Source organism: Zobellella denitrificans (genome assembly GCF_002407485.1).
Lineage (GTDB): Bacteria > Pseudomonadota > Gammaproteobacteria > Enterobacterales > Aeromonadaceae > Oceanimonas > Oceanimonas denitrificans.
Map to the genome: position 1 here is coordinate 429664 of NZ_CP012621.1, position 16138 is coordinate 445801.

Genomic DNA, 16138 nt, shown 5'->3' on the forward strand with positions numbered 1-16138 from the left:
TTCAAGGATAGTCCGCCTGGCGGGCAAGGCGTCGTGAGAGGGGGCATAGATACAAAAAATGGCGAAGCCGTTGCTTCGCCATTTCAAAACAGGGGGCGGGGTCAGTTCATCCAGCGATCCTGCCGGCGCTTGCGGCGCAGGGGGATCAGCGGCAGCAGAAAACCGACCAGGGCGCCGACGCCGGCCACCAGGCCGCCGCGCAGCAGCCAGTCCAGCCGCATCTGGTGTTCCCTGTCGTCCATCAGGCTGCTCAGGCGGCGATTGTCCGCCGCCAGCCGGTCGCTGGTCTGGCGCAGTTCGGCCAACTGCTCATGCAGTTCGTCCAGTTCCTGCTCCTGCCGCTGCAGCCGCTCGGTCTTGTCCTGCACATCCTGGCGGTGGCGCTCGTCGGCGCTGGCCAGTTGCTGCCTGGCATCCGCCAGTTGCTGCTCCAGGGCCGGCAGCCGGGAGCGGAAGCTCTCCTCGGTCTGCACGAACTGGCCGTCCACCCAGCCGGTGCGGCCGTCCTTGTCGCGGATCTGCACGTATTTGCTGTCGGCGTTGCGGCTCAGGTATTCCACCGGCTCGCCGGCGTTGATGGAGCCGAGGATGCGATACTGGTTGCCGGGGCCGGCATGCAGAAAGGCGTAGACGTTGTCGGAGATATAACGGGTGGCGGCCTCGGCATGGCCGAGCCAGGGCAGGCTGCACAGCAGCGCCAGTAGTACTTTTGATTTCACCAGGGTGTCCTTCACTGTCGTCGATGAAATCATGGTAATGGGGGGCGGAGGGAAGGACAAGAACAAGGGGGCCTGCCGGCCCCCTCGATCAGACGAACATCCACTGGATGACGTAGAAGAACACGATGGCCAGTATGGCCCCCGCGGGCAGGGTCACTATCCAGGACACCACTATGTTGCGCAATACGTTAAGGTTGAGGGCGGCGATACCCCGGGCCAGGCCGACCCCCATCACCGCGCCCACCAGGGTCTGGGTGGTGGAGATGGGCAGGCCGGTACCGGATGCGATCACCACTGTCGCAGCGGTGGCGAGCTGGGCGGCGAAGCCGCGGCTCGGCGTCAGGTGAGTGATGCCGGTACCCACGGTGGCCATCACCTTGTGGCCCAGCGACGCCAGGCCGATAACGATGCCGATGCCGCCGAGCGGCAGTATCCACCAGGCGATGGTCGACTTGGCGGCGATCTGGCCGGCGCTTTCCACCACGCTCACCACCGCCGACAGCGGACCTATGGCGTTGGCCACGTCGTTGGAGCCGTGGGCGAAGGCCATGGCGCAGGCGGTGACCACCATCAGGATGCCGAATACCTTCTCCACGTTGGAGAAATGCATGTCCTTGTCATCCTGGGGGTTGTAGCGCTGGCGCTTGATATAGAAGGCACAGATGACGGCGCTGATCAGGGACACCACCACCGACAGGCCCCAGCTCTGCAGGTTGGTCATGTCCAGGCCCACGTGGCTCAGGCCCTTCTTCAGGGTCACCAGGCAGATCACCATGACGGTGAAGAAGATATAGACGGGCACGTACTTCTTGGCCGCCGCCAGCGGGCTGTCGGCGTTGAAGATCAGGCGCTGCACGCTGATAAAGGTGAAATAGGCGAGCAGGCCGGACAGGGCCGGGGTGACGATCCAGGAGCCGAATACCCCCATCACCTTGTTCCAGTGCACCGCCTCGGCCCCCAGGGACACCAGGGCGAAGCCGATGATGGCGCCGATGATGGAGTGGGTGGTGGACACCGGCCAGCCGAAGTAGGAGGCCAGCAGCAGCCAGGTACCGGCGGCCAGCAGCGAGGCTATCATGCCGAACACCAGCTGGTCGGGGGTGTCGACGAAGGCGTCTGAGTCGATGATGCCGCTGCGGATGGTGGAGGTGACCTCCCCGCCCGCCAGGTAGGCGCCGGCGAATTCGAAGATCATGGCGATGATGATCGCCTGCTTGATGGTCAGCGAGCGGGTTCCCACCGAGGTGCCCATGGCGTTGGCCACGTCGTTGGCGCCGATGCCCCAGGCCATAAAGAAGCCGAAGACGGCCGCCACCAGGATCAGCGTGGTGCCGTAGTTAGCGATGATATCCATTTATATACCTTGTTGATTCGCTCAGGAACGGGACAGCATCAGCTCCAGACGGGCACCTACCCGTTCGGCCTGATCCGCCAGATCTCCGACCCATTCAAGGATCTTGTACAGGAAGATGATGTCGATGGGGTTGTAGCCGTCCTCGATGGCCTGCAACTGCTTGCGCAATCTGGCCTGCATGACGTCGGTATCGTCCTCGATCAAGTCCAGCTGGTGGATCATGTCGGTGACCAGATCCATCTCCCTGCCCTTGAAGCCGGTTTCCAGCAGTTCGTCGAGCTCGTCGATGGCCTTGGCGGCCTGGGCGGTGGCGTCGATGCAGCGGTTGAGGTAATCCATGAAAGAGGATTTGAGCTGCAGCGGGATTTCCATCTGGCGGCCCACGATGCGGCCGGAGATGTCCTTCGCCTTGTTGGCGATCTTGTCCTGCTGGGTGAGCAGCTCCAGCATGTCGGTGCGGGCGACCGGCATAAAGAGACCGCGGGGGAGTTTGAGGCGGATTTCCCGCTTGAGGGCGTCGGCCTCCCGTTCCAACTGGGAGATGCGGCCCTGGATCTGTTCGGCCTTTTCCCAGTCCTGCTCCCACATGGCGTCGAAGAAGGGAACCAATTGCTGTGCAGCCTCATGGACTTTCATCACATGCTTCTGCAGGGGCTTGATCGGGGACTTGGCAAAGAGTCCCAAAATAGTATTTACTGGCATAGCCAATCCTGTGTCGGTGAAAAAACACTCGATACATCAATGTGGCGCGCATGGTAACTTAACTACAAAGGCAAGAAAACAGCATTTTTCATAAAACCGTCATGTCTCTCTGCTAGCGGTTTCTGCTTTTACTTTTAAATCAGAAGGTTGGTTTTCCGGACACCCTTATGGATACAGAAATAGAGATCAAGTTCCTGGTCTCGCGCGATATCACCGACGCCCTGCCCGAGCTGTTGCAATCTTACCAAATCCTCAAGCACGACCGGCGGCATCTGGCCAATACCTACTACGACACCCCCGATCTGACGCTGCGCCGGATGGACGCCGGCCTGCGCATCCGCAGCCAGGACGGCGCCCTGGAGCAGACCATCAAGCTGGCGGGCAGCCAGGTCGGCGGCCTGCATCAGCGGCCGGAATACAATGTGGCGCTGGCGGCGCCCGATCCCGACCTGGCCTTGTTCCCCGCCCATATCTGGCCCGCCGGGGTCGACGCCGCCGCCCTGCAACAGGCGCTGCAGCCCCTGTTCTGCACCGACTTCGTGCGCCGGCGCTGGTTGCTGGCCGATGACGGCACCGAGATCGAACTGGCCCTGGACGAGGGCGAGGTGCAGGCGGGCGAGCGGCGCGAGCCCATCCGCGAGCTGGAGCTGGAACTGGTGCGGGGGGATGCTTCCCGCCTGTTCGAGCTGGCCGACACCCTGGTTCGGCAGGGCGGCCTGCGCCTGGGGGCCGTGTCCAAGGCCCAGCGCGGCTACCGCCTGGCGGGCCTCAGCCCCATGCCCCGGCTGCGGGCCCTGGCGCCGGCCGACTTGAGGGCGGAAGACGGCTGCGAGCAGGCCATGGTGACCCTGCTCCATCAGGGGCTGCGCCACTGGCAGTATCATGAGGATGGCTGGATGGCAGCGCCCGGCACCGACTGGCTGGTGCAGCTGCGCGAGGGGGTTTCCCTGGTGCACCAGATCCTGCTGATGTTCGGCGAGCTGGTATCGCACCGCATCAACAGCGGCTGGATCGACGATCTGCTGTGGTTGCAGCAGCAGCTGTCCTGGCTGGACCGGGCCCAGATGCTGGCCCACCTCACCGCCGACAGGGGCCATTATCTGCGCCGGCTGGACTGCCAGAAGGCATTGCTGGTGGAGCTGGCGGAACAACAGGCGCAACTGCCCGACGAGCAGCAACTGCGCGAGCTGTTTTACGGGCCCCGTTATGGCCGGCTGCTGCTCCGGCTTACCCACTGGCTCTATCGCCAGGACTGGCGGGCCGGGCTGGCGCCGCAGCAGAGCGCGCAACTGGCCGCGCCCATCAACGGCCTGGCCCGGGAACTGCTGGAAGACAGCTGGCAGACCCTGCGCCAGAGCGCCCTGGGCGGGCCGGTACTCGACGGCGAGCAGTATATCCAGCAGAAGGGCAAGCTCAGGCGCACCCTGATGGTGGGGCTCTGCTTCAGCGGTCTCTACCCGGAGGAGGAACGGCTGGCCTTTCGCATGCCCTGGCTCGACATACTGCGCGGTATCGAGGATCTGGACATGCTTTCGCCCCTGGAGGACGTGCGCGAACGGCTGGCGGCGGAAGATCGCGAGGAGCTGGACGACTGGCTGGCGCGCAAGCGGCGCTTCCTGCTGGAAGCCCTGGAGCAGTCCCGGGCCCAGGCCCTGCAGCTGGAGCCCTACTGGCGCTGAGGCCTAGCCTTCATCGAGCTGCTGGCGGCTGTAGGCCAGCAGCTCGTCCATCACCCTGTGCTTGATTTCCAGCTGCTGCTCGGGGCGCAGGCCGTAGCGCTCGGCCAGGTAGGCGTAATCCTCGGGGCTGAGCGACACCGTCAGCCGGGGGCGCTTGGGCTTGGCGGCGGTGGGCAGGGTCAGGATGTGGCGGATCTGATCCGAGGGGCTCAGGCCGTTGTCCAGCGCCTCGCGCCGGATCTGGTATTGCAGCTTCTCGTCCATGTCGAAGGCTACCTGCACCGCCTTGGCGGCGCGCACCGAACTCTGCCATTTTTCCGGTATCTTGCGCTGGCTCAAGGGCGGCCTCCCAGTTGCTGTTGCAGCCGGGCCAATACCTGCTCGGCGCTGTGGGGGCAAAGGGCCCTTGGCGCCTCGTCGGGCTCCGTGTCCTGATGCTGGCGTTGCTCCCGGGCGCGGATATCGGCCAGGGCCTGCTTGGCGTTGACCAGGGTCACCGCCGGATGGCGGCGGATGGCGGCCATGGTCTTGCGCACGCAGGCGGTGGTTTTGGCCATGGCCAGCTGGCGGCACAGATCATGGTAGTGGCGCTCGGCCTCCAGCCAGCGGCGCTGGTAATAGCCCAGCCGTTTTTCCAGCCGGGCGAGGTCGGCGGCCAGCTCGTCCTGGCGGTCTTCCAGCCGGGCCACCTCGGTGGCCTGGGCGTGAGCATCGTGGCCGGCGGCCAGGGTCGCCAGCACGCCTTGTTCCTGCCGGTGCAGTTCGTGCCGCAACGCCCGCTCGCGGCGGTCGGCCAGCTGCCGCTCGGCCTTCAGTTGCCGGCACTGGCGCGCCAGCCCCTGCATGTGCTGTTCGGCGTGGCGGCAGGCGCGCACCAGCTGAACGCAGACCCTGTCCGGATCCAGGCTGCCGTCTTGCGGATCCTGCAGGCTGCGCAGGACCTGACCCAATACGCTCATAGCCCCGTCCTCATAACAGAAACTCCGCCATGTCCTCGATCACCTCGAGGCAGTTGTCGCTCAGCACCGCCAGCTCGTGCTCGATGTCGGCCAGATCGGCGTTGAGCGACAGGGCGCCGAACACCACGTACCAGTCGTCGAGCCGGGCAAAGGCCGACAGCGGCATGGGAATGTTCATGTCGAGCATGGCTTCCAGCATGGCCTGGCGCCGGGCCGGATCGACCTGGCTTTCGTCCCACAGGTAGCTGATGCACAAAATCTGATCGTCGGAAACGGAGATGAACAGGGGCAGCTCTTCGCGCCCTTCCACCGTCACCTTGAGCACCTCCACCTCGCCGGGGATGGGGAAGCACTGAAAACCGAAGCCGGTGCTCGACTGGTCGCCGAGCCCTTCGAGATGCCGGCCGATAACTGAGAGTTCCATCAACAGGTCCTGACATAATAAGTCCGCTACAGACTAATCAGCCGCCGCCTTCAGTGCAAGCCCGCGCTCCGTCGCCGCCGGCCGGCGCGACAATCTGCGCCGGCTCTCTGTTCAAGGCCGGCAACAATGGTAGTCTGGTGCCAGAATCCGCCAACAAGGAAACCTAGATGGGAGAGATGCCCGCCCTGCTCGGGGCCCAGGCCGACAGACACTGGGCCCGCTTCGAAGAACGCGCCGGCGACATCCGTGCCGGCCTGAGCGAACCGCGCTGCGAACAGCTCAGGGCGCTGTTCGCCTGCAGCGATTTCGCCGCCGACAGCCTGTGCCAGCAGCCGGAGCTGGCCCTGGAACTGGACGACGAAAAGGACTTGCACAACGGCGACCGGGCCGGCGGCTACCGGCCGGCGCTGGCCGCCCAACTGGCGGCCGTGCACGACGAGCCCGGCCTGCTGCGCGCCCTGCGCCGCTTTCGCCGGCGCGAGCTGCTGCTGATCGCCTGGCGGGAGATGCTGCTGGGGGCCGAGGTGGAGGAAAGCTTCGAGCATATCTCGGCCCTGGCCGATGCGCTGATCGTGGAAGCCTATCGCTGGCTCTACCGGCGCCAGTGCGCCGAGCTGGGCACCCCCTCCGACGCCGAGGGCAAGCCGGTGCCCATGCTGATCCTGGGCATGGGCAAGCTGGGCGGGCGGGAGCTCAACTTCTCCTCCGACATCGACCTTATCTTCACCTTTCCCCACAACGGGGTGACCCGGGGCGGGCGGCGGGAGCTGGCCAACCAGCAGTTCTTTATCCGCCTGGGGCAAAAGCTGGTCAACGCCCTGCACCAGACCACGGTGGACGGCCAGGTCTACCGGGTGGACATGCGGCTGCGGCCCTTCGGCGAGTCCGGCCCCCTGGCGGTGAGCTTTGCCGCCATGGAAGACTACTACCAGCACCACGGCCGCACCTGGGAGCGCTACGCCATGGTCAAGGCGCGCATCCTCAATGACGAGGGCGAATACAGCGCCGAGCTCAAGGCCATGCTCAAGCCCTTCGTGTTCCGCCGCTACATCGACTTCGGGGTGATCGATTCCCTGCGCCAGATGAAGGCGATGATCGCCGCCGAGGTGCGGCGCAAGGGACTCAAGGACAACATCAAGCTGGGCGCCGGCGGCATCCGCGAGGTGGAGTTCATCGCCCAGGTGTTCCAGCTGATCCGCGGTGGCCGGGAGCCGGCGCTGCAGGTGCGCCATCTGCCCCAGGCCCTGGCGGCGGCGCGGGAGGCCGGGGCGCTCAGCCCCGAGGTGACCGAAGAGCTGCACCAGAGCTACCGCTTTTTGCGCAAGGTCGAAAACTTTCTGCAGGCCTTTGCCGATCAGCAGACCCAGACCCTGCCCCAGGACGAACTCAACTGCACCCGCCTGGCCTGGCTGACGGGCTACCCGGACTGGGATGTCTTCTACCGGGCGCTGCACGATGCCATGGCCCTGGTGCACCGCCAGTTCGAGCAATTGATCGGCGACAGCACCGAGGCGGAAGAGGAGGGCGCGGCCCAGATCTGGTTCGACATCTGGCAGACCGACTGGGAAGAGGAAGAACTGGTCCGGCTGCTGCAGGAACAGGGCATGGCCGAGGACAAGGCCGGGCGCCTGGCCCGGGCGCTCAATACCTTCAAGGAAGAGTGTCCGCGCCGGGCCATGGGCCCCCAGGGACGCCAGGCGCTGGAGAAGCTGATGCCGGTGCTGCTCGACAAGGTCAGCCAGTCCGACACCCCCGGCATCCTGTTTGCCCGGCTGCAAAAATTGCTGCTGCAGATCGCCACCCGCACCGCCTACCTGCAGTTGCTGGTGGAAAACGCCGGTGCCCTGACCCAGCTGATCCGCCTGTGCGAGGCCAGCTCCCTGGTGGCCGAGCAGCTGGCGCGCTATCCCATTCTGCTGGACGAGCTGCTGGTGCCCCAGCTGCTGTACAACCCCATCCCCCTCGATGCCTACCGGGGCGAGCTGCGCCAGTTCCTGCTGCGGGTGCCGGAGGAGGACGTGGAGCAGCAGATGGAGGCCCTGCGCCAGTTCAAGCAGATCCATCTGCTGCGCATCGCCGCCGCCGACATCGCCGGCGCCCTGCCGCTGATGAAAGTGAGCGATCACCTCACCTGGCTGGCGGAGGCCATGGTGGAAGAGGTGGTCAACCAGGCCTGGGCCCAGATGAGCGCCCGCCACGGCGTGCCCGAACAGCTGGCGGACAGCGGCCGCAAGGGCTTCGGGGTGGTGGCCTACGGCAAGCTGGGCGGCATCGAGCTGGCCTACAGCTCGGATCTGGACCTGGTGTTCGTACAGGAGGCCGGGCTCAAGGGCCAGACCAACGGCGACAAGCCCCTGGACTGCCGCCAGTTCTACCTGCGCCTGGCCCAGCGCATCATCCACCTGTTCAGCACCCGCACCCCCAGCGGCGTGCTCTACGAGGTGGACATGCGGCTGCGACCGAGCGGCGCCTCCGGCCTGATGGTGAGCCCGCTCGACGCCTACCGCACCTACCTGCACAACGAGGCCTGGACCTGGGAGCACCAGGCCCTGGTACGCAGCCGCATGATAGTGGGCGATCCGCCGCTGTTCGAGGCCTTCAACGACATCCGCCGGGAGGTGCTGGGCAAGGAGCGGGAGCGTGGCGAGCTGGCGCTGGAGGTGGTGCAGATGCGCGAGAAGATGCGTGCTCATCTGATCAAGGCCGGGCCCGGCGAGTTCCACCTCAAGCAGTCGGTGGGTGGTCTGGCCGATATCGAATTCCTCACCCAGTACCTGGTGCTGGCCCATGCCCATGAGCACCCGGCCCTGACCCGCTGGTCCGACAATATTCGCATCCTGGAGGCGGCGGTGGAAGTGGGGCTGCTGGAAGAGGAGGAGGCCGGCCGGCTGAAAACCGCCTACTGCGCCATCCGCGACCGGGGCCACCGGCTGAGCCTGTCCGACCAGCCCGGCCGGGTGCCGGACAGTGAACTCGTCCGGGAACGCGGCTGGGTGGTGGCAAGCTGGAACAAATGGCTTAAAGATAGCTAGAAGCTGGAAGACAGACGCTGGAAGACTGGCTTTTAGTCACAAGTTTTTGTTGACTTTAGATCAGCAAAACATCGGCCAAAGCGCACAGCTCCTCCGGCACGCCGTAAACCCCTCCCTGGGGGCTCCGCCGCGCCCTCCCTGGCGCGGAGGGCCGGCGGAGCTGCGCCCTTTGTCCTCTCTGTCGCCCCGATGCCGCCTGCTGGCACCATCTTCAAACGGCGTCGGGGCTTGAAAGAGGCAACAGGGATGGCCTCCGCCGACCGTCACATGCCAGGGATGGCATGTGCGAGCCTACATGGATGTACTTGCGGCGTGTCGGCGGAGGTAGCCCTGCTGCCTCTTCTCTGCGCTGAATCAGACAGTCGGACTTGTGACTAAGAGTCAGGCTTCCAGCCTATCGCTTCCCGCTTCAGTACCGGTAAGGCACCCCTTCCGGGGTGGTCTTGAAGCGCCGGTGCAGCCACATGTACTGCTCCGGCGCTTGGCGGATGGCGGCCTCGAGCACCCGGTTGCCGGTGATGGCGTCCGCTTCGTCGTCGCCGGTGGGAAAGCCGGCCAGGGGCGGCTGGACGACCAGCCGGTAGCCGTCTCTCTCGCGCAGGGTGAAGCAGGGCAGGGTGACGGTATTCTTCACCCGCGCCAGGGTGGCGGTGCCGGTGATGGTGGCGGCCTTGTCCACCGCGAAAAAGGGCACGAACACGCTGGCGTGGCTGCCGTAGTCGTGGTCCGGCGCATACCAGAGCGCATCGCCGGCCCGCAGCGCCTTGAGCATGCCCTTGATGTCGAGCCGATCCACCAGGTACTTGTTGGAGCGGCAGCGGCCGTGCACCTGGGCATATTCCAGCACCGGGTTGGTGTTGGGCCGGTAGACGCCCACGCCCGGCCGGTACAGGCCGAACTGGCGGGCGTTGAGCTCGAGCGTAAGGAAGTGGGCCGACAGCAGCAGCATGCCCTGGCTTTTGGCCGCGGCGGCATCCACCTGCTCGGTGCCCTCCATGCGGGTGAGGGCCCGCATGCGCCAGTCCGGCCAGAACCAGGCCATGCCGGTTTCGAACAGGGCGCAGCCCACGCTCTCGAAGTTGCCCCTGAGCAGGTGCTCGCGCTCGGCCAGGGTCAGCTCCGGCAGGGCCAGCTCCAGGTTGCGCCGGGCCACCTTGACCCGGGACTTCAATACTTTCATCGACAGCCGGCCCAGCCCGCGGCCCAGGGCCATCTGGGCGCGCCAGGGCAGCAGGGTGACCAGCAGCCACAGCAGGCAAAGGCCGAGCCAGTTCAGGGCATAGCGCGGGTGCAGCAGCGCCGCGTGAAAGGGAGGAAGCCGGGAGTCTTGCATCAGGGAGTCGCCATCGTCGTCGAATGGCCGAATTCTAAATAACAATGGCGGTAATGGCCACCCAAGGCCGGCCGACGGGTGCGATCGGCCGTGGCTGTGATAAGATTTCGCCTTTCCATATCGACAGGGGTCGGAACCTATGAAGATCAAGTTGCCGGAATTCGATAACGCCAGGGTGCTGGTGGTCGGGGATGTGATGCTGGACCGCTATTGGTCCGGCCCCACCGGGCGCATCTCCCCCGAGGCTCCGGTGCCTGTGGTCAAGGTCGAGCACATTGAAGAACGCCCCGGCGGCGCCGCCAACGTGGCCCTGAACGCCGCCGCCCTGGGCGCCGGCGCCCGGCTGCTGGGCCTGACCGGCGACGACGAGGCGGCCAGCTCCCTGCAGGACAAGATGAAGGGGGTGGGGGTGGAGTGCGACTTCGTTCGTCTCGATAGCCATCCCACCATCACCAAACTCAGGGTGATGAGCCGCAACCAGCAACTGCTGCGGCTGGACTTCGAGGAAGGCTTCGCGGCCGGGGACGCCGCTCCCCTCACCGACAAGACCCGGGCCGCCCTGGCCGAGGCCGGGGTGCTGGTGCTGTCCGACTACGCCAAGGGTGCCCTGGCCCAGGTGCAGCAGCTTATCCACGCCGCCAACCAGGCCGGGGTGCCGGTGCTGGTGGATCCCAAGGGCTCGGACTTCGAGAAGTACCGGGGCGCTACCCTGCTCACCCCCAACATGAGCGAGTTCGAGGCGGTGGTGGGCAAGGTGAAGGACGAGCAGGAGCTGGTGGCCCGCGGCCTGGAGCTGGTGGCACGGTTCGAGTTCAAGGCCCTGCTGGTGACCCGCTCCGAGCACGGCATGACCCTGATCCGCCCGGGCGAGGACGAACTGCACCTGCCGGCCCAGGCCCACGAGGTGTACGACGTGACCGGTGCCGGCGACACCGTCATCGCCACCCTGGCCTCGGCCCTGGCCGCCGGCCAGCCGCTGGACGAAGCCTGCGCCCTGGCCAACGTGGCCGCCGGCATAGTGGTCGGCAAGCTGGGGACCTCCACCGTCTCCGCCATCGAGCTGGCCAACGTGCTCTACGGCGGTCCCGAGTCGGGCATGGGGGTGGTGACCGAGCAGCAGCTCAAGTACGTGGTGGACGCCGCCCGCCGCCGGGGCGAAAAAATCGTGATGACCAACGGCTGCTTCGACATCCTCCATGCCGGCCATGTGTCCTACCTCAACAACGCCCGCAAGCTGGGCGACCGGCTGATCGTGGCGGTGAACACCGATGCCTCGGTGCGCGCCCTCAAGGGCGAGGGCCGGCCGGTGAACTCGGTGGACAGGCGCATGGCGGTGCTGGCCGGCCTGGGCGCGGTGGACTGGGTGGTGCCCTTCAGTGAGGACACCCCGCGCCGGCTGATCGCCGAGGTGCTGCCCGACATCCTGGTCAAGGGCGGCGACTATAAACCCGAGGACATCGCCGGCTTCGAGGAAGTGACCGCCAACGGCGGCGAGGTGAAGGTGCTCAACTTCGAGGACGGCTGCTCCACCACCGCCATCATCCAGGCCATCCGCACCCGCTGACGGATAACATGTCGGTGAGGTCGGCCAAAGGGGCCACTCCACCGACGAGTTTCGTAAGGATCGTAAACAGCTGCCAGTAAAAACGGGGCCATTCGGCCCCGTTTGATTATAAAGGTGGAAGCGGGGCGGGTTGCGGCTCCCCTAATTCCCGGTGGCCCAACCCCGCGTCCTTATCCCGTCAGGGATTACTGCTCAAGCCACAGCTGATCGTCCTTGGCGACCAGGGGCCAGACCTTGACCTTGACGTCCTCCTGCTCCAGGCAGCGGCCGTCTTTCAGTGAATAATGGTGCTTGTACAGGGGCGAGGCCACGCAGGGCTCGCCCTTGATGTCGCCGACGATGCCCCGGGCCAGCACCTGGGCGCGGCCCAAAGGATCCCAGTTGTCGAGGGCGAAGAAGCCGAGCCCGGGCAGGTTGAACAGGGCCAGTTGCCGGCCCTCCACCAATGCGGCCATGCCGCTGTGCTCGGGGATGTCGTTGACGTGGCAAAGGCGAACAAGACTCATGATACCTCCTTGATTTCAATCAGTTCTACCGGGCGGATCTGGCCGCGCTTGCGCTCGAAGACGATGCTGTCATCGGCCTCGTCGGTGTTGACGAAGCTCTTGAAGCGCTTGAGTTTTTCCGGATCCTGCAGGGTGGCTTTCCACTCGCACTCGTAGGTGGCGATCACGTGGGCCATGCGCCCTTCCAGCTCCTCGGCCAAGCCTAAGGAGTCGTCGATGATGACCTCGCGCAGGTAGTCCAGGCCGCCTTCCAGGTTTTCCATCCACACCGAGGTGCGCTGCAGCTTGTCGGCGGTGGCTACGTAGAACATCAGCAAGCGGTCGATGTAGCGGATCAGGGTGTCGGTATCCAGATCGGTGGCGAACAGGTCGGCGTGGCGCGGGCGCATGCCGCCGTTGCCGGCGAAGTACAGGTTCCAGCCCTTCTCGGTGGCGATCACGCCCACGTCCTTGCCCTGGGCCTCGGCGCACTCACGGGTGCAGCCGGACACCGCGAACTTCAGCTTGTGGGGCGAGCGCAGGCCCTTGTAGCGGTGCTCCAGGGCCACCGCCAGATCCAGGGAGTCCTGCACTCCGTAGCGGCACCAGGTGGAGCCGACACAGGACTTGACGGTGCGCAGCGACTTGCCGTAGGCGTGGCCGGTCTCGAAGCCGGCGTCGATCAGTTCCTTCCAGATCTGCGGCAGCTGCTCGAGGCGGGCGCCGAACAGGTCGATGCGCTGGCCGCCGGTGACCTTGGTGTAGAGATCGTAGCGCTTGGCCACCTGGCCCAGCACGATCAGCTGCTCCGGAGTGATCTCGCCGCCCGGTACCCGGGGCACCACCGAGTAGGTGCCGTTCTTCTGCATGTTGGCGAGAAAGGTGTCGTTGGTGTCCTGCAGCGGCTGGTGCTTGGGCGCCAGTACGTGCTCGTTCCACAGGGAGGCGAAGATGGAGGCCGCCGCCGGCTTGCAGCTGTCGCAGCCCAGGCCGGTGCCGTGCTTGGCCAGCAGTTCGTCGAAGCTCTTGATCTGGCCCACCTTGACCAGGTGGAACAGCTCCTGGCGGCTGTAGGCAAAGTGCTCGCACAGGCTCTTGTCGGCGGTGATACCCTGATCTTCCAGCGCCTGGTTGACCACCTGGGTGAGCAGGCCGGCGCAGCCGCCGCAGCCGGTACCGGCCTTGGTGCAGGCCTTGACCGCCGATACATCGCAGGCGCCGCCCTGCACCGCCTCGATGATGGCGCCCTTGCTCACGTTGTGGCAGGAGCAGACGGTGGCGGTGGCCGGCAGGGCCGCCTTGGGCGCGCCGCCGGCGGCGTCTTCCGGCACCAGCAGGGCCAGGGGGTGATCCGGCAGCGGCATGTCGTTGAGGTAGGTCTGCAGCAGGGTGTCGTAGTCGCCGGTGTCGCCCACCAGCACGGCGCCCAGCAGACGATCGCCGGCTTCGTTCAGCACCAGCTTCTTGTACAGATCCTTGCTGCGATCCAGCAGCAGCACTTCCTGGCTGCCCGGGGTCTGGCCGTGGGCATCGCCGATGGCGCCCACGTCCACGCCCAGCAGCTTGAGCTTGGTGCTCATGTCGGCGCCCTTGAAGGCGCCGTCCTTGCCCAGCAGTTGGGCGGCCACGGTGCGGGCCATCTGGTAGCCGGGGGCCACCAGGCCGAACAGCTTGCCTTCCCACAGGGCGCATTCGCCGATGGCGTAGATGTCCGGGTCCGAGGTCTGGCACAGATCGTTGATGCAGATGCCGCCGCGCTCGCCCAGGGTGAGGCCGGCTTCGCGGCCCAGGGCGTCCTGGGGACGGATACCGGCGCTGAACACCAGCACGTCGGCTTCGAGCATGCCGCCATCGGTGAATTCGAGGCGGTGGGTGGCGCTTTCGCCGTCGATGATGTGCTGGGTGGCCTTCTCGGTGTGCACTTTCAGCCCCAGGCGCTCTATCTTGTCCTTCAGCAGGGTGCCGCCCTGGGCATCCAGCTGTACCGGCATCAGCCGGGGGGCGAATTCCACCACATGGGTTTCCAGGCCGAGCAGGCGCAGGGCGTTGGCGGCTTCCAGGCCGAGCAGGCCGCCGCCGATCACCACGCCGGTCTTGGCATTGCGGCAGGCGGCCTTGATGTCGGCCAGATCTTCCAGGGTACGGTAGACAAAACACTTGTCCCGCTCCCGGCCGGGGATGGGCGGCACGAAGGGGGTGGAGCCGGTGGCCAGCACCAGGCGGTCGTAGGAGAGCACGGCGCCGGCGGCGGTGGTCAGGGTCTTGGCGTCCCGGTCGATGGCGGTTACCGCCTCGTTAAGGCGCAGCTCGAGGCCGCTTTCGCCGTACCAGTCGGGGCTGGCCATCAGCAGGGCTTCCGGCTCCTTGCCGTCGAACACTTCGGAGAGGTGCACCCGGTCGTAGGCGGCATGCTTCTCGGCGCCGAACACCGTGATGTCGTACTGCTCCACGCCGTTCTGGTCCACCAGCTGTTGCAGCAGGTGGTGTCCGACCATGCCGTTGCCGATGACAATCAGTTTCTGTTTCATCATTGCTATCCTTAAGCCACCCAGGACTTGCTTGCGGGTTGATGGTTTTTGGTGGCCTTGGTGCGGCCCCGTTTAGTTGTGCGACTTGCGCTTAAACAGGGGATATCAAGATGCGTGCCAAATTTTATTTGTTTGATAAGTAAGGTTTTTTATACGAGGCACGAAAAAGCCCTGCCCGTTTAGGGAGCAGTGCTTTCACCATGATGATGCAGATAAAACAGGGAATAACTCGCTAGAGGTATCACTTTAGGGTTATGTAAAACAGAGTGCAAGCGTTTTTTCTTCGCCGATAAGCGGGGTGAACAAGAGACGGATAGCCGGCCGGGTGGTGCCATTGAGGGTGCGGTGCAGCCTGCCTGGGGCAACGAGAACGGGACTGAGCCTGGTGCCAAGGCTGATGGATTCCTGCCTGCGGGAACTGCGGCAGGAGCACGGCAAAGTGATCGGAGTACGGCAAGGCGTATGGGGAGTGAGTGCAGAGTGATCCGAAGCCTGGTCAGTGGGCCTGGCCGGGCGCGGGGCCCGGCCAGGATGGGTCAGGCGACGGCGAGGGAGTCCAGGGTGGCGGTGAGTTCGGCGCGCAGTGCCACCACCTCGCCGAGGATCATCAGCACCGGGCCGCTCGGCTTCAGGGTGGCGGCGGTGGCGGTCAGCCGGCCCAGTTCGGTGGTGGTGATCTGCTGGGCGGCGGTGGTGCCGGATTCGATCAGCGCCACCGGCAGTGACGCCGGACAGCCTTCGGCCAGCAGCCGGGGCTGGATCACGGCGGCCTGCTCCAGCCCCATGTAGAACACCAGGGTCTGGCCGGCCTGGGCCAGGGCGGACCAGCCCCGGAATTCACCGCCCTGCTGCAGGTGGCCGGTGACCAGGGTGACGGCGCGGGACAGGCCCCGGTGGGTGAGGGGGATCAGGCTGGAGGCGGCGCAGCCCAGGGCGGCGGTGATGCCCGGCACCACGCCGAAGGGGATGCCGTGCTGCCGGAGGTAGAGCGCCTCTTCGCCGCCGCGGCCGAAGATAAAGGGGTCGCCGCCTTTCAGCCTGACCACCCGCTTGCCGGTCCTGGCCAGGCGCACCAGCACGGCACAGATGTCTTCCTGGCGGGCGCTGGTCTTGCCGCAGCGCTTGCCCATTTCGATGCGTTTCACGCCGGCCGGGATCAGCGCCAGTATGTCGGGGCTGACCAGGCTGTCGTACACCACCACTTCGGCCTGCTCGATGGCGCGCAGGGCCTTGAGGGTGAGCAGTTCGGGATCGCCGGGGCCGGCGCCGACCAGGGTGACATTCATGCTTTGGCTCATCGCTTCTCTCCTTAATACCGCGAGGCGGCGCCACGGGGCTGTGATCCTGTTCCCGCCCCGA

Annotated in this window: 13 protein-coding genes; 3 read left to right on the top strand and 10 right to left on the bottom strand. The window is 65.8% G+C overall.

What is annotated here, in order from left to right; all coding sequences use genetic code 11:
* Positions 1-101 precede the first annotated feature (101 nt).
* From AN401_RS02030 to AN401_RS02040, 3 genes are all read right to left on the bottom strand, one after another.
* A complete protein-coding gene (locus tag AN401_RS02030) occupies positions 102-719 on the bottom strand; it encodes a TIGR04211 family SH3 domain-containing protein (protein WP_094038933.1) in 618 nt (205 codons plus the stop codon).
* An 88-nt stretch (positions 720-807) separates the two neighbouring features.
* Positions 808-2073: an inorganic phosphate transporter gene (locus tag AN401_RS02035; RefSeq protein ID WP_094038900.1), complete on the bottom strand. Its 1266-nt coding sequence runs from the start codon at positions 2071-2073 to the stop codon at positions 808-810.
* Positions 2074-2094: 21 nt separating this feature from the next.
* On the bottom strand, positions 2095-2775 hold the full coding sequence (locus AN401_RS02040) for a TIGR00153 family protein (RefSeq protein WP_094038899.1): 681 nt from the start codon (positions 2773-2775) through the stop codon (positions 2095-2097).
* Positions 2776-2942: 167 nt separating this feature from the next.
* Here AN401_RS02040 and AN401_RS02045 point away from each other — a divergent pair, with 167 nt between their 5' ends.
* The gene (locus tag AN401_RS02045; RefSeq protein WP_096778405.1) at positions 2943-4454 is read left to right on the top strand and encodes a CYTH and CHAD domain-containing protein; all 1512 of its coding nucleotides are present in this window, start codon (positions 2943-2945) and stop codon (positions 4452-4454) included.
* 3 nt (positions 4455-4457) lie between these two features.
* Here the strand turns inward: AN401_RS02045 and AN401_RS02050 are convergent, their stop codons facing one another.
* From AN401_RS02050 to AN401_RS02060, 3 genes are read right to left on the bottom strand one after another with little or no spacing between them, the layout of a single operon-like run.
* Positions 4458-4793, bottom strand: coding sequence for a hypothetical protein (locus AN401_RS02050; protein WP_094038897.1), 336 nt, complete (start codon positions 4791-4793; stop codon positions 4458-4460).
* A complete protein-coding gene (locus AN401_RS02055) occupies positions 4790-5413 on the bottom strand; it encodes a hypothetical protein (RefSeq protein ID WP_094038896.1) in 624 nt (207 codons plus the stop codon). Before AN401_RS02055 ends, AN401_RS02050 begins: the two co-directional genes overlap by 4 nt.
* Before the next feature lie 10 nt (positions 5414-5423).
* On the bottom strand, positions 5424-5837 hold the full coding sequence (locus AN401_RS02060) for a YjfI family protein (RefSeq protein ID WP_094038895.1): 414 nt from the start codon (positions 5835-5837) through the stop codon (positions 5424-5426).
* A gap of 167 nt (positions 5838-6004) precedes the next feature.
* Between AN401_RS02060 and glnE the strand changes: the two genes are divergently transcribed.
* Positions 6005-8869, top strand: a complete 2865-nt coding sequence (gene glnE / locus AN401_RS02065; protein WP_096778406.1) for a bifunctional [glutamate--ammonia ligase]-adenylyl-L-tyrosine phosphorylase/[glutamate--ammonia-ligase] adenylyltransferase — start codon at positions 6005-6007, stop codon at positions 8867-8869.
* A 409-nt stretch (positions 8870-9278) separates the two neighbouring features.
* On the opposite strand, the gene lpxL is transcribed toward glnE, so the two are convergent.
* On the bottom strand, positions 9279-10202 hold the full coding sequence (gene lpxL / locus AN401_RS02070; RefSeq protein ID WP_094038893.1) for an LpxL/LpxP family Kdo(2)-lipid IV(A) lauroyl/palmitoleoyl acyltransferase: 924 nt from the start codon (positions 10200-10202) through the stop codon (positions 9279-9281).
* 139 nt (positions 10203-10341) lie between these two features.
* On the opposite strand from lpxL, the gene hldE reads away from it, so the two are divergent.
* Positions 10342-11766, top strand: a complete 1425-nt coding sequence (gene hldE, locus AN401_RS02075; RefSeq protein ID WP_096778407.1) for a bifunctional D-glycero-beta-D-manno-heptose-7-phosphate kinase/D-glycero-beta-D-manno-heptose 1-phosphate adenylyltransferase HldE — start codon at positions 10342-10344, stop codon at positions 11764-11766.
* 185 nt (positions 11767-11951) lie between these two features.
* Here the strand turns inward: hldE and nirD are convergent, their stop codons facing one another.
* The 3 genes from nirD to cobA all read right to left on the bottom strand — a co-directional run bounded on the left by nirD (position 11952) and on the right by cobA (position 16077).
* Positions 11952-12272: a nitrite reductase small subunit NirD gene (nirD, locus tag AN401_RS02080; protein WP_096778408.1), complete on the bottom strand. Its 321-nt coding sequence runs from the start codon at positions 12270-12272 to the stop codon at positions 11952-11954.
* Positions 12269-14782 (bottom strand): nitrite reductase large subunit NirB, encoded by a 2514-nt coding sequence (gene nirB, locus AN401_RS02085; RefSeq protein ID WP_094038890.1) that lies wholly within the window; start codon positions 14780-14782, stop codon positions 12269-12271. The genes nirD and nirB overlap by 4 nt, the downstream gene beginning before the upstream one ends.
* Before the next feature lie 533 nt (positions 14783-15315).
* Complete coding sequence (cobA, locus tag AN401_RS02090) at positions 15316-16077, bottom strand: uroporphyrinogen-III C-methyltransferase (protein WP_094038889.1); 762 nt, start codon at positions 16075-16077, stop codon at positions 15316-15318.
* Positions 16078-16138 lie beyond the last annotated feature (61 nt).